Below are 19,730 nucleotides of genomic sequence, written 5' to 3' on the forward strand. Positions count from 1 at the left end.
CGTGGCCGTTGCCTTCCCGCAAGAAGGGCCCGACGATCTCCCAAGAACTCAGGTCCCGATCACCCCGCCATCGTCCCTGGTCACCAGCATCGTCGACGACCGGGGCCGGGTCTGGCCGTCGGAGGCCGGGAAGCTGCCGCCGGGATGCTGGATATTGACCCACAGGGTGCGCCCGTCCGGCGTGCCGGTGACCCCGGTGACCTCGCAACCGCGCGGCCCCACCAGGAATCGCTTCACCTCGCGGGTGGCGGGATCGGCGCACAGCATCTGGTTGGTCCCCATGTTGGCGTTCTGCGCGTCGTCATCGCCATAGTCGGTCTGAATCCAGAGCCGCCCTTGCGGATCGAACCAGAGACCGTCCGGCGAGGAAAAGATGTCCCCCTTGATGGTGCCGGTCAGGTGGTCCGGGCTGCCCGCTTCAGGCCGGTCGCCGGCCAACAGGAATACCTCCCAGGTGAATTCGGTGGCGTCCAGCCGACCGCCCTGCTCGCGCCAGCGCACGATCTGGCCGTGCAGGTTGGTCGGGCGCGGGTTGGCGGCGTCCACCGGCTGGTCCGGTTTGTTGCCGCGATGCTTGTTGTTGGTCAGGGTCACGTAGACGTCTTTCGAGTGGGGGTGCACCGCCACCCATTCCGGCCGGTCCATGGGCGTCGCCCCCAGCACGTCCGCCGCCGCGCGGGCGTTGACCAGCACGTCCTGCTGGCTGAAGAAGCCGTTGCGGGCGGTCAGCCCCAGGTTACCGTGGCGCAGGGCGCGCCATTCGCCGCGGCCGTCTTCATGGAACACCGCCACGTACAAGGTACCTTCGTCGAGCAGTCGACGCTGACCCGCCGTGTCGCCCTGGCGATAGCGGCCGGCGGGCACATACTTGTAGACGTACTCACCCCGGGTGTCGTCGCCGGAATAGACAGCCATGGTGCCGTCGTCGTCCACCGCCACCGTGGCGCACTCGCGGACCAGCCGGCCCATGGCCGTGCATTTGCGCGGCTGGCTGTCCGGATCGAACGGATCGATCTCCACCACCCAGCCGAAACGGTTGGTCTCGTTGACGTGGCCCTGGTGCGGCTGGTCGTCGTCGGGCGTGGCGTTGAAGCGGGCATCCACGCTTTCCCAGGCGTAGTACTCGCTGTTCTGGCCACTGGCCACGCCGTAGCGCTTATGACCGATGCGGCGCTCGTAATCCTCGGGGTCGCGGTTGACGAAGTAATTCTTCCAGTTCTCCTCGCAGGCCAGATAGGTGCCCCAGGGCGTGGCGCCCATGGAGCAGTTGTTGAGGGTGCCGAGAATGGTCTCGCCGGCGGGATCACTGGCGGTTTTCATGGCCTCCGCGCCACGCATCGGCCCGCTGATGGCGATGGGTGTGGTGGCGGTGATGCGGCGTCCGAAGCGGGAGTCGCTAACCTGCTGCCAATGGCCGTCCGCGTCGCGGCGCACCTCGATCACGCTCACGCCGTGAGCGGCCTGCTCCTTCTTCACTTCCGCTTCGGGCCGGCTGATACGGCCATCGTCCGACGCGCTGGACGTAAAGCCGCCGGGATGCAGGGTCGGGTTGATGTACTCGTGGTTCATCACCAGCAGACCGTGGTCGTTGGGCGCCTCCGGAAACGGGAAGTAGGCCATGCCGTCGTTGTTCTGGCCGGCCTGTTTGGCCTGGGCGCGCCAGTCGTCCGACGCATCGGCCTTCCAGGCGGTCGCGCCCTTAACCACCGGATCGCCCCAGGAGAAAAAGCGTTCGGCCCGGTAACCGTCCGGCACCCGCACACGGTCGAAATCCGGATCCAGCATTGGCGGCAGCGGTTTGAAACCGATGTGGCCGTCCGCCAGCCCCGGGAACAGGGTGTGCGCCTGGGCGGCCTCGGCGCGCGGCGCCGGCACACCACCCAGGAAGAAAGCGCCCACCGCGGCGCCCAGGCCACCCTGCAGGAACCGGCGGCGGGAGCGGCCGATCACCTGGTCCAGACCTGGCTCGGCGCTGGTGTGGTCCGGCGTGTCGTCCACACGCTCGATGGCGTCGTGATAATCCGCGTCGGACGCGGGGTTCGAATGGATCAGGCTCATCAGGGTCTCCTTGTTCGGCTCGGGCCGACTCGCGTTAGTGGGCGGCGACGCGTTGGTCGAGGAAGGTCAGCCATTGCTGCGCCGCGGATCGGGTTGAAGGGTCGTTGGCGGCCCGGGCCAGCGCCTGACGGGCCGCCCCGAGTCGATTCGCGCGCAGGCGGGCCACGCCCAGCAGCAGGTTGGCGCGGGCCCGGTCGTCCACCTGTTCCGCCAGGGCCTGTTCGAAGGCCCCGGCGGCCTCGGCCCAGCGCAACTGGCGCAGGTAGGTACGCCCCATCAGCATCTCGGCGGCGCCGTCGTCGGTGGATCGGGCCAGATCCTCCAACACGGCCAACGCCTGATCGTTCTCGTTGGCCTGGAACCAGGCCTGGGCCAGGTAGCGGCGGTTCTCGACGCTGGCTGCAAGCTGGCCGCGCTCGATGCCGGAGGCCATCAGCCGCGCCGCGCGCCAGGGCATGTCCTGCTGCAGATACAAACTGGCCAGCGCCTGCCACTCTTGCGGGGCATCGAGGGCGTCCTGGCTGTGCAACGACGCCAATAGGCCCAGCTGCCGGCGCGGCTGGTCGAGCATCCCGTACAGGGTGGCGAGCGCACGCAGGTAGTCGGTTTTGGGGTAGCGGTCGACCAACCGTTCCAGGGTGTCGGCGGCGGACGCGTAGTCCCCCAACTGCTGGTATGCCGCGCGCAACAGGTTGAGTGACGCCTCTTCAGGCTGCTGGGCGACGGTTTTCTCCAGCTGTGCGGCGGCGTCGGCGTACGCCTCCAGCAGGTAGAGACAATGGGCACGCAGACGCTGGAGCGGGATGTCGTCTGCCAGCACCGACGGCGGCAGCGCATCCAGCCAGGTCAGGGCCTGTTCGTAGCGCTCGAGTTGGTAAGCGAGCTGCGCCAGGTTGCGCCGAGCACTCTGGAGCAGGGCGTCGGGCAAGCCGGGGATGGCCACCAGGCGTTCGTAGCGTTTGACCGCCGCGGCCGAGCGGCCCTGCCGGCTCAGGGCATAGCCCCGCAGGTTGAAGATCTGGGCCCGCTCGTAGCCGCTCAGGTCGTCCAGTCCGGCCAGGCGCTCCAGCGCGGCCATCGCCGCCGGGTACCGCGACTGGCCGACCTGGTCGCGGGCCTTTTCCAAGCCGTTGTACACCGACTCGCGCATGGCGTTTGCCTGGGCCTGGGTCGGCGTCGTCCCGAGCAGCAGCAGGAGGCCGGCGACGCAGGCCAGCCAACGGGAAGGCGTCATCTCACTGCTCCTGTATGCGAAATTCGAACTTGTTGCGCACGCCCTGCACGGCCACCGCTTCGCCGTTCACCATCCGTGGCTGGTAGCGAAACCGCCGGGCCGCGTCGATGGAGGGGGTCTCGAACAGGTAGCTGTCGCAGGCGTCCTCGACCACCGCCACGTCGGTCACTGTGCCCTGCGGCGTGACGGTGTAACGGACCGTACAGTCGCCCTCCACCCCGCGGTTCAGCGCCCGGCCGGGATAGACCGGCGCGATTTTGACCAGCGGCTGGAACTCCCCCGCCTGGCGCTGCCCCAGGTTGAAGCCGGAGCCGTCCACCGCGAACCGGTCGATGCCGGGCACGTCGATGGGCGGCAACTCCGCGCGGGGCGCCGCCGGCGCGGCCATGACCGGCATCGAGGGCGTCGTGGGCGTGGGTTCGGGTTTGGGCGGTGGGTCGGGTTGCTCTCGGGGCTGCGGCGCTTCCGTAGGCGGCGGCAGACGCACGAAGTCCAGCCGGCTGCCGCTACGCGGTTCGTCACCGTCGGCGCCATCCACCGCCACCAGCACGCGGATGCCGGACACCAGCAGCACGCAGGCCAGCACACCGCCGATCAGCGCCAGCAGCGCGACTGGCACACGCGGACCGGTCTGCAATCGCTGTTGGATGCTGGCCGCCGCGGTCATTGCCCGTTCCCCTGGGTGGCCAGGGCGATATCGCTCACGCCGGCCCGGCGGGTGGCGTCCATCACGCGGACCAGGGTGTCCGTGGTGGCAGCGGCGTCGGACTGGATCACGACGGTGCCACGCGGGTTCTCCGCGTGCAGCCGCGACACGTTGGCGGTCAGTGCGGCGGGGTCCACCTGGCGCTGGTCGATCCAGATGCGGTTGCTGGCGTCGATGGCCACCAGAATGGCGGCGTCCTCGCGGGACTCGGCGGTGGTGGCCTCGGGCCGGTTCACCTCGATGCCGGTCTCGCGCACGAACGAGGCGGTGACCAGGAAAAAAATCAGCAGGATGAACACCACATCCAGCATGGGGGTGACGTCGATGCCGGTATCGGCGCTGTCTTCGGCTTCGTTCCAGGCAAATCTACGCATGGGCAACGCCCTCCGGGGCGGCATGAACTGGGGGCAAGTCACCGGCGGCCAGTCGCCGGTCCAGGCGCTGGCGCCGTACACGAATCTGGCGTTGCAGCATCATCACGGTGATCAGCCCGCTCAGGCTGACGGCCATCCCCGCCAGGGTCGGCAGGGTGGCCCGGGACACACCGTCGGCCATGGCGCGGGCGTTGCCGGTGCCGGTGAACGCCAGCACGTCGAACACCACGAGCATGCCGGTGACCGTCCCCAGCAGGCCCAGCAGCGGGCAGACCGCCACCAGCGAGCGAATCATCGGGATACCGCGTTGCAGGCGCTGGTCGACGATCGACACCAGCCGCGCCCGCAGGCGGTCCCTGACCCAGGCGTCCGCCGCCGGCAGGCTGGCCCAGAGTTGCAGCACCTGGCGCTCGAAGCGGCGATGGGGCCAGAGCAGGTAGATCGCCCGTTCCAGGATCAGCGCCCAGAGCAGCACGGTCACCAGGGCGATCACCCACATCACCGGACCGCCCTGGTTGAGAAAGGCCGCCAGCGGCTGGATCAGCGCGGAAGACAGGTCAGGCATCATCCCTCCAGCGGCTCGGTTGCCGGGTGCGGACGGCGCGCCGGGCCGGTCGGTACCGCGTCGGCCGCCGGCAGCAGCTGCTCGGCGATCAGCCCCGCCGCCTGTTCCTCCAGCACCTGCCAGACCGAGCGCGAGCGCGCCGCCACCAGGGTATGCAGCAGCAGGACCGGGATCGCCACCGCCAGCCCCAGCACGGTGGTCACCAGCGCCTGGGAAATACCGCCGGCCATCATCTTGGGATCGCTGTTGCCGAACAGGGTGATCGACTGGAAGGTGAGGATCATGCCCACCACGGTTCCCAGCAGGCCCAGCAACGGCGCCACGGCGGCGATGATCCTGATAAAGCCCAGCCCGCGCTGGATGAGCGGCCGTTCCCGCAGCATGGCCTCGCCCATGGCGGTTTCCAGCACCTCCGGCGAGCGGTGGCGGTAGCGCTGCGCCGCCTGCAGGATACGGCCCAGGGGATTGTTGCCCGGCGCAGTCGGGTGGCGCGCCTGGCGCGCGACCTTCGCGCCCATCACACCCAGCACCAGCAGCCGCTCCAGAGCCACCAGCAGCGCCAGTGCGCCCAGCCCCAGGATGATGTAACCGACAACGCCCCCCTGCCCGATCCGCTCGGTCACACTGGGCGACTGCAACAGCATGTCCAGCAGCTGGCCGCGGGCCGGATCCAGCGCGGCGACCACAGGCTCGCCCTCCGGCCTGGCGTCCGCCGCCAGCGTGGCGTACCCGCTGCCCGGCTGGCGCGCCAGGGCGTTGAGCTGACCGGTGGCCGGGGAATACTGGATGTAGTGGCCGTCGGCAAACACGTTGAAGGGGCCGGCGCGGACCACGGTCCTGTCCTCGGTCGTGCCGTCCAGGCCCACCACCGGCGCCTCGAAGCGCACCACCCGGCCGGACTCGACGATACCCCGCTGGATCTCGAACCAGAGCCGGCGGATGTCCGCCAGGGCCGGCAGACGGTTGGTGTTCTCCAACTGCTGCGAGAAGGTCGCCAGGAAGTCGGTCCGTTCCGGAAACTGCACCTGGCTGGGAGAATCTTGGAACCGGGCGCGGGCCTGGCTGGCCGCCTGGCCCAGCACGCCGAACAGCTCCTGCAGGTCGCCCAGCGTCCGTTTCAGCTCAGCGCGCTGGCTCTGCAGATCGGTGGCGTTGTCCTCAAACGCCTGCTCCAGCGACTCGCTACGCGCCCGGGCCTGTTGCAGCTCAGCCCGCAACGCCTCCAGCTGCGCCGCCTGGTCCGACTGCTCGGCCCGGAAGCGCGCCAGCCGCTGCTGGTTGAGGCGGCTGTCTTCCCGGGAGGCCTGCTGGATGGAGTCCAGCAACCCGTCCAGGGACAGGGCGTCCTCCTGCGCCAGCGCCGTGGAACCAGCCCCTAGAAGGCAGGCGCAGATCAGAATGCGGGACAGGGTTTTCATCACTCGCCCTCCTCGATGTTGAACACCGGCATGGCCAGCAGGTCCGGCGCGGTCTGTTTGCGGGCCACGCGCAGGGCGTTTTCGAAGCGCCGGTCCCAGACACCGGCGTCCAGCGGCTGCCACTGTGCACTGTCCGGATTCCAGGCGCCCAGCGCCTGGTGATCAAGGCTTCGGTAAAGCAGCGCCACCCGGCCGAAGCGCAGGATCTCCACCTCCCGTTCGCCGTCGCCCAGGGCAATGCGGTCGCGATAGGTTTCCAGGGTGCGGCCGTAGTCGGCTTCGGCGTCGTAGGCGGCGAACACCTTGCGCAGGGTCGCGGCCAGGGCATCGCCCGGGTCTTCCAGGCTGGCGCGCAGGGCGTCGACGCGCGCCTTGCGTTCATCCAGCAGGAACGGCCGGTCCAGGCCGACGAAGCGGTCCAGGCCATCGATCATGTCCGTCACCAGCGGCAACAGGCGCTTCTCCAGGCCGGCGGAGGATTCGATGGAGGCCTGGATGTCGGCCAGCTCGGCGCTCTGGCTGTCCACCTGGGTCTGCAGCAGCGTGTTGTACTGCTGCACCTGGTCCAGCTCCGCCAGCAACTGGCGGTATTCCAGCTCCATCGAGCGGGTCTGGCCGGCGACCTCGGTCACCTGGCGTTCGGCGGCCTGGTTCTGCTGCACCCGGGCCTGGGCCTGGCGGTCGACATCCGCCAGGTCCGCCGCCGGCACCCCGGCGCTGCCCAGCACCAGCAGGGCGGCAACCAGCCGGAGGGTTATGGGGCGGGATGGGCCAATATTCACAGGCTAGTCTCCTTGTCCGGACAACGCCGGGCCGTCATGAGCGGGCAGGCCCAGGGTCTCGCGCACCGCGCGCCAGGGCACCAGCTTGAAGTTCTGGGTGTCGGCGGGCAGCACGTTGCGACCGTCCTGCACCACCAGCAGGCCGTCACTCCAAGGGCCGCCCAGGTCGCTGGCCACCACGGTGAGGCCATCGGTCTCCGAGGCGCCGTCGATCATGGCGCCGTGGTTGGCGCCGATACGGAATCCCCCCACCGGCGCAAACGGCGGCTTGGCGTCGTAGACCACGTAGCTGTTGTTGCCCTGGCTGGAAGCCACCAGGTAATCGCCGGCGTAGAGCGACAGGCCCTCCACGTCGTCGTGCAGGCGCTCGCCCACCGCATCCACCAGGGTCAGGCGGTCGTCGCCATCCGGCTCGGCGTCCAGCACCCAGATCCCGTAGCCCTCTTCGCCCACAAACAGGCGTTGCCGGTCGTCGTCGGCGACGCAGCCTTCCGGCTGGCTGTCGAGGCTGAATTCACGCACCGCCTCGCCGCCCCAGTGGTCTTCGGTCAGGTCCAGACGGTACTGGACGTAGCGGCCGGACTTGTCGTTGGCAAAGGCGTAGAGCCGGTCCGGCCCCGGCTGGTAGAGGCACAGACCGTAGATTTCCGGCAGGTCGGTGGCCAGCTCCACCACGGGAACCACGGTGCCGCTGTCCCGCTCGATGGCGAACAGGCTCAGGCTGTTGCGGGTGCGGTTGCTGGCGACCGCCACGTCGGCAACCTGGCCGCGGTAGTCGACGCCGTAGCGCACGTCCACGTTGTTCACGCGACCCACCGGCAGGGATTGCCGTTCGCGCCCGTTCAGGTCGTAGACGTGCAGACCCTGGCGCTTATTGGTGCCCAGCACGCGGCTGGCGCCGGGGTCCGAAGCGTTGACCCAGACCGCCGGATCGTCGGCCGCGTCCCCGGCGTTGGGTACGGGCGCGGTCTCCACCAGCGGCGCCACCGCCGGCAGGCGTTCGACGGGCTCGGCCGACGGCGCCGGGGCGGCCAGCTCCGCGCTCCGGTAGAAGCCGGTGCTGTCGTCGAAAATGGCGACCTGCGCGCGGTCATGCGACCAACGCACGCTCAGGGTCTCCGGCGCTTCGGCACCATCGAGGGCGATGTCGCGGGTATCGCCCGTACGCAGCTGCAGACGGTCGCCGGCCAGCACCAACAGGCGCCCCGGGGCCGCGGCCAGCGCCACCGGTCCGCCCGGCAGATCGCCGAACGGCGTTGCCATGGCCACTGGTGTGCGTTCGATGGCCGCTTCGGGATCGGCGTCGTAGCCCCAGACGCCGACGCCGGCTTCGGCCACGTAGAGCCTGCCCGAACGATCGTCCACCGCGCAGCCCGCCGACTCCGGCGGAATCGGCAGGCTGCGCACCGGTTGCAGCGCCAGCTCCGGGCCATCCTCACGCACCCGGTACTGGTCGGCCCGGTGCAGCTCGCTCAGGACGAACAGGTAGAGGTCCTGGTCCGCGTCCCGATACAGGCACAGGCCCTCCACGGGATCGTTGATCGGGGCTGGCTGGGTGACCGGCTGGAACGACAGGGCCGCGTCGTCCGCGCGATAGAACAGCAGCCGGCCGCTCGCGCTGTCGAAGCTGACGAACAGCCCGCCGCGCTGGTCCAGGTACTCCGCCGCCACAGGGTGGTGATCCAGCGTGTCGGCGCCGTCGCTGAGGCGGATGCCGCTGGCCTCGCCCACGCTCAGCCAGCGCTCCGAATCCAGCGGGTAGGCCCATTCGCCGGCCAGGTCGCGGGTCTGCCAGGCCACGTTCTCCACTGTGTCGGCGCGGGTGGACGTATCCTGGCGGGTTTGGCTTTCGCATCCTGCAAGCAGCGTGACGGCGAGCAGCGAGGACGCCAGGCCGGCCAGCTGTGCTTTTCGGTTGTTGATCATGTTGTTGCCTGTGTGCGTGAAACGATCGCCCGGCCCTGGCGAGGAACCGCGCCGGAACGCGGCTCCCCGGGGATCGGGATCAGAAGTTGGTGTAGGTCAGTCCCAGCCGGTAGGTTCGGCCGTAAGTTTCGTACTGGGCGTTGTAGTCCGAGCTGCCGGCGTAGGTGTAGTAGGGCTCGTCGGTGATGTTCACCGCGTCGAACTGCACCTGCAGGTTCTCGGTCACGAAGTAGCCGGCGCTGAAATCGAGCTGGAACTGATCGTCCTGGTAGACGTCGTAGCGGGCGTCGTCCGGGTCACTGACTTCCATCAGGTAGTCGGACTTGTAGTTGCCCGCCAGGCGCAGGCTGAGGCGGTCGTCCTCGTAGCCCAGGGTCAGGTTGCCGGTGGTGTCGGACTGGCCGGGCAGGGAGATATCGCGATCACCGGCACTGGTTTCGATGGTCGCATCGGACCGGGTCCAGGCGGCGTTGGCACCGATCAGCAGGCCGTTCCAGGGCGCGGGCAGGCGGCTGAACTTGTGGTTGATGGCCACTTCCAGGCCGCGCAGCGTGGCGTCCTCGCCGTTGCGGTAGGTGATCGCTTCGTCGAAGGCGGCGAAGTCGCCGGTACCGGCCAGGTCGCGGGTGTAGACGAAGTTCTGGATGTCCTTGTAGAAGATGTAGGCGGACACGGCGCTGTCCGGGCCGAAGTAGTGCTCGATCCCCAGGTCGATGTTGTTCGACTCCATCGGGTCCAGGTCGGGGTTGCCGAACTCGGCCTCGTCGCCGTCGATCACATAGGCCGGCGAGAGCTGCTCGAACGTGGGCCGGGCAATGGACTGGGTGAAGGCGGCGCGGACCTGGGTGCTGTCGGTCAGCTCGTAGCGGGTGTGGAAGTAGCCCAGCAGGTTGCCGTAGCTGTTCTCCACGCGGCGGTCGCTGAAGGTGCCGTCTTCCAGCCGGGTGCCGCGGGCATCGGTGTCGGTGTGCTCGTAGCGGGCGCCGGTCAGGATGTTGAGGCCGCGGATGTTGATGCTGCCCATGAGGTAGCCGGCGTTGATGTCCTCGTCGATGCGATAGTCGTTGACCCGTGAACCTTCCTCGTCTTCGTTGCCGGCTTGCCCCTGCGCGGCGATCATCGAGCGCAGGGCGCTGGCGCCGGTGTTGGCGTTCGCGTCATCGAGATCCTCATAGACCCAGACGTTCTCGTCGTTTTCCTTTTTGCGCCGGCTGGCCTTGGCGCCGAACTTGATCCGCGCCGGGTTGTTGTCGATCGACAGATGGCGGGTGATGTCGAACCGGGCGCTGTTCTGGCGGTCGGTGGCGTCGGATTCGGTCTGCTCGACCTCGTCCAGGGTGTAGGAATCCGCCGCGTAGAAAGACGCCGGCGCGCTAATGTCGGGCGAGACCGTACCGGTGTAACCCACGCCGCTGAAGGTGTCGTTGCCGGCAAAGGTGGCGTTGATCTCATCCGGGTTCTCTTCCGACGCTTCGCTGGCACTGGCACTGTACTCGATGGTCCAGTCGCGCAGGTGGTGCTCGGCGCCCAGGGTGGCGGACAGGATCTCCTGGGTCTCCTCGCGGGATTTCAGTTCGCGCGCCGCCTCGGCGTCGCCGGATTCGCCCGGCGTCTGCGGCTCGTCGAACTCGACAATGTGGGCCCACCGCTCCTCGGTGTCGGAATAGCGGCTGTAGAGGGTGTGGAGGTACACCCGGTTGTCGGGATCGAGTTCGTAATCCAGGTTCAGCGCCGCGCCCAGACGCTCGCGGGTGATGTTGTAGTCCCGCTGCTCCAGTTCCTCCAGCGTCGCCGGATCCTCGTCGAAATCCCAGGCCCCGCCGGTTTCCACATTCTCGGAGCCGAACTTGCGTTTCTCCCAGCTCAGCGCCCCCGCCACGCCCAGGCGCTGGCCGTTGTCGAAGTCGAAGGTGCGACCGCCGGACACCGAGCCGCCGGGGCTGGTCTGGTCGGTCAGCTCGTTGTAGCTGCCTTCCACGCTGGCCTTGAAAAAGGGACGGTCCTTGTCCAGTGCGGAGACGCTCTTGAGCTCGATGTTGCCGCCGATGGAGTTGGCGTCCATGTCCGGCGTCAGGGCTTTGGTGACCACCAGCGAGGACAGCAGGTCGGATGGCAGCACATCCAGCGCCACCGCACGACGGTCGGCTTCCGGCGCCGGCAGCTGGGTGCCGTTGACGGTCACCGTGTTGAGGTCAGCACTGGTGCCGCGCACCCGCACGAAGCGCCCTTCCCCCTGATCCCGCTCCACCGACAGGCCGGGCAGGCGCTGCAGCGATTCGGACACGTTCTTGTCCGGCAAGGCGTTGATGGCGTCGGAGTTGACCACGGTTTCCAGGTTTTCCGCCTCGCGCTGCTGGTTGAGGGCGGAGCGGATGCGTGCGGCCTGGCCCACCACCGTGATGGTTTCCAGGGCGGTGGTATCACTCGCGGCGCTGGATTGCTCACTACTGGATTGGTCACCGCTGGATTGACCACCGGACCTGGCGGCGTCGTCGGACGCCATGGTCTGGGCCGGCGCTGTCAGCGGCAGGCTGCAGGCCACGACCGCCAGCCACAGGCGGGCACGCCGGCATGACGCAACGGTCGCGGGACGGGCTGTCACAGAAGGGGAAGTCATGATCAGGTTGTCCTTGCGTTTCGGTGTCTGAACGGGCCGGCGCATCCGGCCATCGGCGTTGGAGCTGTCGGCAACGCTAGGCAGGACAGATGTCAGAACCGTGACAACTTTTTGAACAAGGCCTAAAAATCAGCAAGTTAAGAGACGATTCAGGCTACCGATGAGCTTTTTTGACCGCCTCGCCGGGGTCCCGCCCGGCCATGCCTCCCCTGTATTGGCGGGCCCGTGCACCGCTCCGCCGACCGATCGGATACGAAAATTTCCCCGTCTGCCCCTCGGAAGAGTGAGCCAAATTGACCCCCTGCCCTGTCACGGATCTGTCATCCGCCCCTGATACAGACAGGACTACACAGACATCATGAACCCTTCAGGAGATTGCGATGGCACCCCGGAACCTGCGACTGCACGGTCCCAAACTGGTGGCCCTGGGCCTGGTCGCCAACCTGTCGCTGGTGGCCTGCCTGGCGCTGGGCGACACCAAGACCTGGGCCGAGATCCAGTGGCTGGACGTGTTCGGCGAGGGCGGCGGCGCGCTGATGGTGCTGGCCTGGCTGGTGATGGTGCTGGGCAGCCGGCCCGCCGGCCGGGTCAGCAATCTGATGTTCGCTGGCATCGCCTTCATCTTTCTCGCCATGTGGCAGGACGCGCTGGACGAATTCATCCGCATGCCCCCCGGCCAGTGGTGGGATACCTGGCTGGAGTCCGCCTCTTTGCCCATCGGCATGGCGCTGCTGACCCTGGGGCTGTTCCACTGGCATCGGGAGCAACTGGTGATCAGCGAGCAGCTGCGCAAACGCGAGCGCCACTTTCGCGAGCACAAGGAAGTGGACCGGCTGACCCAACTGGCCAGCGTGGGTTACCTGCGCCGCCAGTTGGAACAGGAGCTGGGCCGGGCACGGGAAGCCGGTACGCCGGTGTGCCTGCTGATGGTGGACATCGACCGTTTCGACGACCTCAACCGCCGCTTCGGCACCCGGGAAGGCGACCGGCTGCTGCAGGCCATGGCACAGCTGATCGTGATGAACATCCGCCAGACCGACCTGGTATGCCGCTATGCCGGCGACCGGTTTGCCGTACTGCTACCCAACACCGGCGAGGTGCTGGCGCGGATCCTGGCCCGCCAGATCGAGGCGGCGGCGAGCCATTTCGCCTACAAGACCAGCCTGGAGGGCGAGACCGCCTATCACACCGTCAGCGTCGGCACCGCGCTGGCGCTGAACGCTTCACCCCAGGACCTGCTGGAACGGGCCAACCGCGACCTGGCCTGGGCCAAGTCGGACAAGGCCCCGGACCGGGTCGCATGAGCCGCACCCCGTCCCAGGCCGCGGTCGAGACACGCTGGTACGATGCCGACAGCCGGTTTATCGCCGCCCATCACCAGCCCGCCCTGCTGATTGAGCTGGCCCAGGACCGCGGCGCCCGCAGCCACAAGCTGCTGCGGCACACCGGCCTGTTCCTGGACGACCTGTACCGCGGCCAGGCCTGTATCAGCCCGGCCCAGTCCCTGCGTCTGATCGACAACGCGCGGCAGATGGAGCGTGGCCAGGAACTGGGATTCCTCTGGGGAAGCCGCCTGTTTCCGGGCCATTACGGCGCAATCAGCACCCTGCTGCAGCAGGCCGGGAGCCTGGCGGACATGCTCGCAGTGATTCGCCGCTACCAGCCGCTGCTGTTTCCCTGGCTGGTGCCGCAGGTGGTGGAGGACGAACGCTGGTGCTACCTGGTCTGGCTGGACCCCATCGGCACCGGCGCGTTGCGCCCGTTCCTGACCGAAACCGCCATGAGCGCGGTCGCCTCTGTCAGCGCCTGGCTGGCCGGCCGCAAGCTGCCCTGGCGCTACCTGTTCCACGGCAAGGCCCCGGCCCACCGGGCCCAGTACGACGTCTATTTCGGCGAACACCTGCGCTTCAGCGCGGCCGTGGACGTGATGCTGATCGAACGCCAGTGGCTGCACCAGCGCTGGCGCCCCGGTTCCGAGATGATCACCACCGTGGCCCGCGGCGAGGCGGATACGCTGCTGGCTGAGCTGGGTGCCGGACGCGGTTTCCTGGAAGTGGTCTATCGCCATCTCTACCAGAACCTGTCGCGGCCGCTCAGCCTGGAGCAGGTCGCCGGTCATTTCGGCATGAGTCCGGCCACCTTCAAACGTAAACTCAAGCACCACCAGTGCAGCTTCCAGCGTCTGCTCGACGACGCCCGCCTGCACGCCAGCCTGTACCTGTTCCACATCAAGGCCTGGAGCAATGAGCAGGTGGCGGACTACCTCAACTGCAATGACCCCACCAACTTCCGGCGCGCCTTCAAGCGCTGGACCGGCAGTACCCCCAGCGACTACCGCGGCCAGATCCTGACGCCGTGAACCAGGGCCCCGAGCGTCCTTTTTCGCCCACCCGGGACGTTGCGTCGGGGACGACCTGCCGCCGCATCAGGCCGTCCGGAATCGACGACACAGCCCGGATTGCGACACATCCACTCCAACGGGCAAAATGGAGGGAGAATCGTTACGCGGAACCACGCATGCGCTTGCACCGGGCAACTTTCACGGCACTGATCATTACCCTGCTTCTTACCCTGACGGCCCACGCCGACAGCTCGTTCCGCCCCGCGATCCTTTTCAACTCCGACGTGGTGCAGGACAACGCCTTTAATCAGCAACTGCTGGAAGGCGTGCAGACCTACGCCGAACGCAAGGGCATCGACTACGCCTACAAAGCCTCCGCCAACCCGCGACAGTACCACCGCTACCTGGATACGCTGATCCGCGGCGGCCGCAACCCCATCCTGGCCCCCGGCGCCGCCACCGCGCGTATCGTCCGTGCCGCCGCCGAGGCCCATCCGGACACCACCTTCATCACCATCGACTACTCGCTGGACCTCCCCAACGTGCGCTCGATCCTGTTCCGCGAACGGGAAGCCGCCTACCTGGCCGGGGTCCTCGCCGCCTATCGCACCGAAAGCCAGGTGCTGGGTTTCGTCGGCGGCATGAAAATCCCTGCCATCGAGGATTTCCGGGAGGGGTTCTTTGCCGGCGCCCATTCGGTCAATCCGGTGATCCAGACCCGCACGCTGTACCTGTCGGACAACAGTGCGCGCCCCTTCGACGACGCCGACGCCGGCTACCAGGCCGGCCGGAAACTGCTCGCCGACCAGGCCGACATCGTCTTCTCCGCCGCCGGCAGTAGCGGCGAAGGCACCCTGCGCGCCCTGGCGGAAGCCGGCGCCCTGGGCATCGGAGTGGACAGCAACCAGAATGACGTGGCCCCCGGTCATGTACTGACCTCGGTGCTCAAGAAGCTGGACCGGGCGGTCTACGTGGCGCTGGTGAGCGAGCGCTGGGGGCTGTGGCGCAATCGCGTCAAGCATCTGGGATTGGCCCAGGACGGCGTCGGCCTGGCCATGGACGAGCACAATGCGCCGCTGATCACCCGCGCCATGCACGACGCGGTGGACCAGGTGCGCAACGACATCCTGGCCGGCCGGCTGATCGTCAGCGACAGCGACGGCAGCGCCATCGCCACCGAACGCCGCCCCCTCAGCATCCGCGTGCTGCTGCCCGATACCCCACAGTGGCCCTACATCACCAACGCCCCCCAAACCGGCGGCGCCGACCGACCCGGACTTGTCATCGACGCCCTCAACCTGGCCAGTCAGGAACTGGGTGTGCCCTTCCACTACGAGCGCCAGCCCCTGCGCCGCGGAATCTACAGCCTGGGCCGCAACGAGGCCGACGCCCTGCTGGTCAAATCAATCAGCCCGGAGCTGGACAACATCGCCGTCTATCCGGTGGAGGACGGCCGGCCGGATCCTTCCCGTGCGCTCATGCACTGGGACCTGGCCGTCTATCGCCGGGCCGACAGTCCAACCGGCGTCGATTACCGCCTGATGCCCATCGCGGTCCCGCTGGGCACGCGCATCGCCGAGGACCTGGCGCGCAAGGGCGTCGACCTGTCACGCAACGACAACCTGCGCAGCCGCCTGGGGATGCTGGAACGGGCCCGGGTCAACACGGTGGTCGCCGATCCACTGCACGCCGACTACCTGATTGGCCGTTCACCCCGGTTGCGCAACACCATCGTCAAGACGGCGGATGCAATCGGCGAGGAAGCCAGCTACCTGCTGTTGAGCCGGGACTTCTACCGCACCTACCCGCGCTTCAGCGAGGAACTCTGGAATCAATTGTCCCAGGTGCGCGAGTCCGTGGCGCTGTGGGACCAGGCCGATCGCTACTTCGAGGGTCCGGGCGTCGAGACGGGTAACAACGGGGTTGAAAAGACGAAGGTCGATGAGGCGAAAGCCGATAACCGACCACCGGGAGCGGCATGGACCCAGTGATCGACGCCAGGGTCTATACTCCCGGTTAGCCATCGGAGGCTCCGCCGGATAGCACGGCCCAACATCAGGGAGGAAGCAACCATGGACGACGACACGTTCGATGCATCCGAATCCCGCAGCACCCGCGATTTCGAGGAAAAAAGCAGCCTGGCGCGCAAACTTGAGCACCTGCAGCAGCAATTCCGCGCCCATCTCCCGGCCCGTATCGATGCCATTGTCGCCGCCATCCATCGCATACAGCGCACGGAGCAAGCCCCCGACCCCGGCGCGCAGGCGGCGGCCCGCCTGGCCGGCGACGGCCTGCATAACCTGATCGGCGCCGCCAGCACCTACGGATACCGGGAAGTGGGTCGTACCGCCGAAGCCATGGCCCGGCTACTCCGGCGCCAGGCGCTGGAAACGGCGCCAAGCGACAGCATCGAGTGGCGCGAACTCCGGTTCCTCGCGGATCACCTGACCACCTTGCGCGATCAGCCGCCAGACCAGATGCTGATCTCGGTCCTGCCGCCGGAGGCGCCCCCGCAAACGCGCCACATCCATATCGTCGATGACGATCCCCAGCAGACGGCTCTCATCGCGCACTGGCTGACGGAGGCGGGCTACCGCACCGAAACCTTCCATTCCATCGCCGTCTACGCGGACCTGTTCCCCGGCCTGACACGACCCGACGCCATTATCATGGACATGCGCTTCGACGGCGCCACCTACGCCGGGGCCGAATACCTGAAACGGCTCAAGCGTCACTGGACCCACGCCATCCCCATCCTCTTCGTGTCGGTGATGGACACCCTGGAAGCCCGCCTGCGGGCCCTGCGCGCCGGTGCAGCGCGCTACCTGACCAAACCGGTGGAGCGGGAGACGCTGTTGCGGCTGCTGGAGCCGTTCAGCAACCCCGATAGCGACACACCGCTGCGGGTCCTGCTGGTGGACGATGACGTGGATCTATTGGCAGCGGCCGCCGCCAGCCTGCGCGTGGCCGGCCTGGAGGTGCGGGAAATCGCCAGCCCCCTGGATGCCTTTGACGGCCTCGACGGCTTCCGGCCCGACGTGATCGTGCTGGACGTGATGATGCCGGACGTGTCCGGCCCGGAACTGGCAAGTATCATTCGCGAGAAGGAGGCCTTCCAGTTCACACCCATGGTGTTCATCTCGGGTGAGATCCAGCACTGGCGGGAACTGGAAGCGGCGAGCCTGCTGACCGAGCTGTTCCTGATCAAGCCGGTGCCGCCGCAACAGCTGACCCTGACCGTTCAGGCCCTGGGCCATAAGGCCCGGCGCCGGGCCCGATTGCAGTCGGCGCGTACGTAACCGGTTACCAGGGCAGTTCTTCGCCGTTGCTGTGCCAGAAGGAGCCGGTGTTGTCGAGATTCAGGGCCTCGATGCGGGTGGCCAGCCCGAGCGCCGATTCGGCCGGTGTGATCAGGCCACCGAAGTTGACCATGCGGGTCTTCACGAAGCCCGGATGCAGCTGGGCCACGGCGATTCCGCGGGGTTTGAGGTCCATGGCCAGGGAACGGCCAAAGGCGTTGAGGGCTGCCTTGGAGGCACGGTACCCGTAGCGGCCACCGGAGTCGTTGTCGGCGATCGAGCCCATGCGGCTGGTGATGTTGGCGATCTTGGCGCCCTCGCGCAGATAGGGCAGCAAAGCCTCGGTGACCCGCAGCGGCGCGTAGGCGTTGATTTCCATCTGGGCGCGGATCGAGTCGAAGTCGATGTCGCCCAGCACTTCATCGTGCAGCAGGCCGGCGTTGTTGATCAGCAGGTCCAGGCCGTCGGTCTGGCTGACCGCCGACACCAGCCGCTCAATGCCCGCCGCCTGGGTCACGTCCACGCCGTCGATGACCTGCTCGGCCACCGCGGCCAGCTCCTCAGACGACTGCCGGCAAACGCCAATCACGGCCCATTCCTGGCGGGCATAATGGCGCGCCAGTTCCAGTCCAACACCACGGTTGGCTCCGGTAATCAGTACCCGTTCCATCTGTCTCTCCTGATCGTTATCCGCTGAACCTGATTGGCGGATCAATGCATAAGGCGCAACACGCTGCGCGAGACCCTATAACAGCGACGTCCCCCGCGACAAATACCCAGTCAGCCCATAACTGGATCGTCAGGAAGCGGTAATCGCCAGTTCAGGCGGTTGCTCCGGTGCTTTGCCCTGCCGCTCGGACTGCCACTGGTCGCGCACCAGGCGGGCGAACACCTCCAGTTCCGGCAGGTCGTGATGGCGGTCGCAGCGCATCACCAGGTACAGCGGAACCCGTGCATTGGTCTCCGAATAGAGCGTGACTTCGCCGCGGCAAGCCGCCATCTGGGCCAGGTTGATTTCCACCAGCCCCAACCCAAGCCCCGCCTTCACCATGGCGATGGTGGAATACTCGTCGTCCGAGGTGGCCACCACGTTGGCGCCGGCATAATGGTGCCCCAGGGTCTGGCGCATGAGGTTGATGTAGGGGCATTGCTCGGTGGGCGAGATCCACGGACGGCGGGCCAGCTCGCTGACGTCGGTGGGCAGCGGTCCCTGGTCGCCACAGGGCGGACCGATGGTGACGATGGTCACATGGCCCAGCTCCATGCGCAGCAGGTCGGGGTGGTCGCGACCGCTGAACACGAACCCGGCGTCCAGTTCCCCGGCCAACACGGCGCGCTGGTTATCCGGCGAGGTGCCGGAGCGGATCACCAGCGACACGTCCGGCAACGCCTTGGCGGTGGCGTCCATCAGGGGTTCGAAGCGCAGCAGCTCGGGCAGCGCGTTGAGACCGAACAGCAACTGGGTGCGCGCCCGGCCGGCGATGGCCTTGGCGGTGGTTTCGAATTCCGCCAGATTGCCCAGAATACGATTGGCCAGGGGCAACAGGCGGCAGCCCGCGTCGGTCAGCAGCATGCCCTTGCTGGTGCGTTCGAACAGTTGCAGCTCGAGCGCGTCCTCCAGCTGTTTGAGCTGGGCGCTGACCGCCGCCGGCGTGGAAAAGCGCCGTTCCGCCGCCCGCGTCAGGTTCTTTTCCTCCGCAATCAACGCAAAGGAACGGAGTTTGTCGATCTGTATGTGCATCTCGCCCTCCCTTCCAGCCGGTTCTCCTTCCGACTGCTCCCGGCAGAATAGCAGGGTGCGACACCGGCGTCTGCCGCGCCGCCCTTCCCCACGTTCAGGATTTCTTAACGCCGCGTGAAAAATTAATAGATTCCGCCCCGAACGCTCAGTGCCTAGCATCAAAGGACGTTGACCAGCGCGGCACCGCCGACGCTTACAGGGAGGAACTGCCATGTCCACCATGATCCTGAACACCCATCGCCGTTCGCTGCGGGGTTTCGATCCCGCCCGCCTGACCCTGGTCCGCCGCTGGCGCATCTGGCGCCGCCGCGCCGCCAACCGGCGCGCCCTGCGTGACGAATTCGGCCGCGCCACACCGGCCTGGCTGGCACACATGGAACGGGATATCGGCCTCGAACCCGGTAGCCTGCAGCGCGAAATGAACAAGCCGTTCTGGCAGGAATGATCCCCCGGCCTGTCGCGGGGCCCAACGGCCCCGTTTGGGGTGAGCTGTGCCGGCTCACCCCTTTTTTTGTGCGGGACTTTTATTCAGGGGCATGGTGTACGCGGGCATGTCTCCAACAGACATTCAGTGCCCGGAAGGCTGTTCAGAAAGCGGTCTGACGGGTAACACAAGACGCAGAGCACGCTGACGGCGGCGGAGGATCCCGCCTGCTCGTTTGCGGGACC

The 19,730-nt window shown here is 67.5% G+C and carries 16 protein-coding genes; 5 read left to right on the forward strand and 11 right to left on the reverse strand.

Translation table 11 applies throughout. The features are described from left to right. Positions 1-48: 48 nt before the first annotated feature. From GQB00_RS11675 to GQB00_RS11715, 9 genes are all read right to left on the reverse strand, one after another. A complete protein-coding gene (locus GQB00_RS11675) occupies positions 49-2,058 on the reverse strand; it encodes a PhoX family protein (RefSeq protein ID WP_165856334.1) in 2,010 nt (669 codons plus the stop codon). Positions 2,059-2,092: 34 nt separating this feature from the next. Further along, the gene (locus GQB00_RS11680) at positions 2,093-3,292 is read right to left on the reverse strand and encodes a tetratricopeptide repeat protein (RefSeq protein ID WP_165856335.1); all 1,200 of its coding nucleotides are present in this window, start codon (positions 3,290-3,292) and stop codon (positions 2,093-2,095) included. A 1-nt stretch (position 3,293) separates the two neighbouring features. Beyond that, the gene (locus tag GQB00_RS11685; RefSeq protein ID WP_165856336.1) at positions 3,294-3,959 is read right to left on the reverse strand and encodes an energy transducer TonB; all 666 of its coding nucleotides are present in this window, start codon (positions 3,957-3,959) and stop codon (positions 3,294-3,296) included. Beyond that, entirely contained in the window at positions 3,956-4,372 is a 417-nt protein-coding gene (locus tag GQB00_RS11690; RefSeq protein ID WP_165856337.1) for an ExbD/TolR family protein, read from the reverse strand. The genes GQB00_RS11685 and GQB00_RS11690 overlap by 4 nt, the downstream gene beginning before the upstream one ends. After that, positions 4,365-4,937 carry a MotA/TolQ/ExbB proton channel family protein gene (locus GQB00_RS11695; protein ID WP_165856338.1) on the reverse strand — a complete coding sequence of 191 codons (573 nt, stop codon included), beginning with the start codon at positions 4,935-4,937 and terminating at the stop codon, positions 4,365-4,367. The genes GQB00_RS11690 and GQB00_RS11695 overlap by 8 nt, the downstream gene beginning before the upstream one ends. Next, a complete protein-coding gene (locus GQB00_RS11700) occupies positions 4,937-6,355 on the reverse strand; it encodes a MotA/TolQ/ExbB proton channel family protein (protein WP_165856339.1) in 1,419 nt (472 codons plus the stop codon). Before GQB00_RS11700 ends, GQB00_RS11695 begins: the two co-directional genes overlap by 1 nt. Continuing rightward, positions 6,355-7,137, reverse strand: a complete 783-nt coding sequence (locus tag GQB00_RS11705) for a DUF3450 domain-containing protein (RefSeq protein ID WP_165856340.1) — start codon at positions 7,135-7,137, stop codon at positions 6,355-6,357. The genes GQB00_RS11700 and GQB00_RS11705 overlap by 1 nt, the downstream gene beginning before the upstream one ends. A gap of 3 nt (positions 7,138-7,140) precedes the next feature. Next, entirely contained in the window at positions 7,141-9,063 is a 1,923-nt protein-coding gene (locus tag GQB00_RS11710; RefSeq protein ID WP_165856341.1) for a phytase, read from the reverse strand. Between the two features lie 79 nt (positions 9,064-9,142). Continuing rightward, positions 9,143-11,566 (reverse strand): TonB-dependent receptor, encoded by a 2,424-nt coding sequence (locus GQB00_RS11715; protein WP_416234158.1) that lies wholly within the window; start codon positions 11,564-11,566, stop codon positions 9,143-9,145. Positions 11,567-12,060: 494 nt separating this feature from the next. Between GQB00_RS11715 and GQB00_RS11720 the strand changes: the two genes are divergently transcribed. The 4 genes from GQB00_RS11720 to GQB00_RS11735 all read left to right on the forward strand — a co-directional run bounded on the left by GQB00_RS11720 (position 12,061) and on the right by GQB00_RS11735 (position 17,320). Then, the gene (locus tag GQB00_RS11720) at positions 12,061-12,984 is read left to right on the forward strand and encodes a GGDEF domain-containing protein (protein WP_165856342.1); all 924 of its coding nucleotides are present in this window, start codon (positions 12,061-12,063) and stop codon (positions 12,982-12,984) included. Beyond that, positions 12,981-14,039, forward strand: coding sequence for an AraC family transcriptional regulator (locus tag GQB00_RS11725; RefSeq protein ID WP_165856343.1), 1,059 nt, complete (start codon positions 12,981-12,983; stop codon positions 14,037-14,039). Before GQB00_RS11720 ends, GQB00_RS11725 begins: the two co-directional genes overlap by 4 nt. Positions 14,040-14,197: 158 nt before the next feature. Further along, positions 14,198-16,012 (forward strand): BMP family ABC transporter substrate-binding protein, encoded by a 1,815-nt coding sequence (locus tag GQB00_RS11730; RefSeq protein WP_165856344.1) that lies wholly within the window; start codon positions 14,198-14,200, stop codon positions 16,010-16,012. An 81-nt stretch (positions 16,013-16,093) separates the two neighbouring features. After that, positions 16,094-17,320: a response regulator gene (locus tag GQB00_RS11735; protein ID WP_165856345.1), complete on the forward strand. Its 1,227-nt coding sequence runs from the start codon at positions 16,094-16,096 to the stop codon at positions 17,318-17,320. A 4-nt stretch (positions 17,321-17,324) separates the two neighbouring features. Here GQB00_RS11735 and GQB00_RS11740 read toward each other — a convergent pair whose 3' ends face one another. Next, positions 17,325-17,990: an SDR family oxidoreductase gene (locus GQB00_RS11740; protein ID WP_111493500.1), complete on the reverse strand. Its 666-nt coding sequence runs from the start codon at positions 17,988-17,990 to the stop codon at positions 17,325-17,327. Between the two features lie 129 nt (positions 17,991-18,119). After that, the gene (locus GQB00_RS11745) at positions 18,120-19,061 is read right to left on the reverse strand and encodes a LysR family transcriptional regulator (protein WP_162628703.1); all 942 of its coding nucleotides are present in this window, start codon (positions 19,059-19,061) and stop codon (positions 18,120-18,122) included. A gap of 211 nt (positions 19,062-19,272) precedes the next feature. Between GQB00_RS11745 and GQB00_RS11750 the strand changes: the two genes are divergently transcribed. Beyond that, on the forward strand, positions 19,273-19,506 hold the full coding sequence (locus tag GQB00_RS11750; RefSeq protein ID WP_162628702.1) for a hypothetical protein: 234 nt from the start codon (positions 19,273-19,275) through the stop codon (positions 19,504-19,506). The last annotated feature ends 224 nt before the right edge of the window (positions 19,507-19,730 follow it).

The organism is Marinobacter sp. JSM 1782161 (assembly GCF_011421605.1).
Taxonomy (GTDB): domain Bacteria; phylum Pseudomonadota; class Gammaproteobacteria; order Pseudomonadales; family Oleiphilaceae; genus Marinobacter_A; species Marinobacter_A bohaiensis.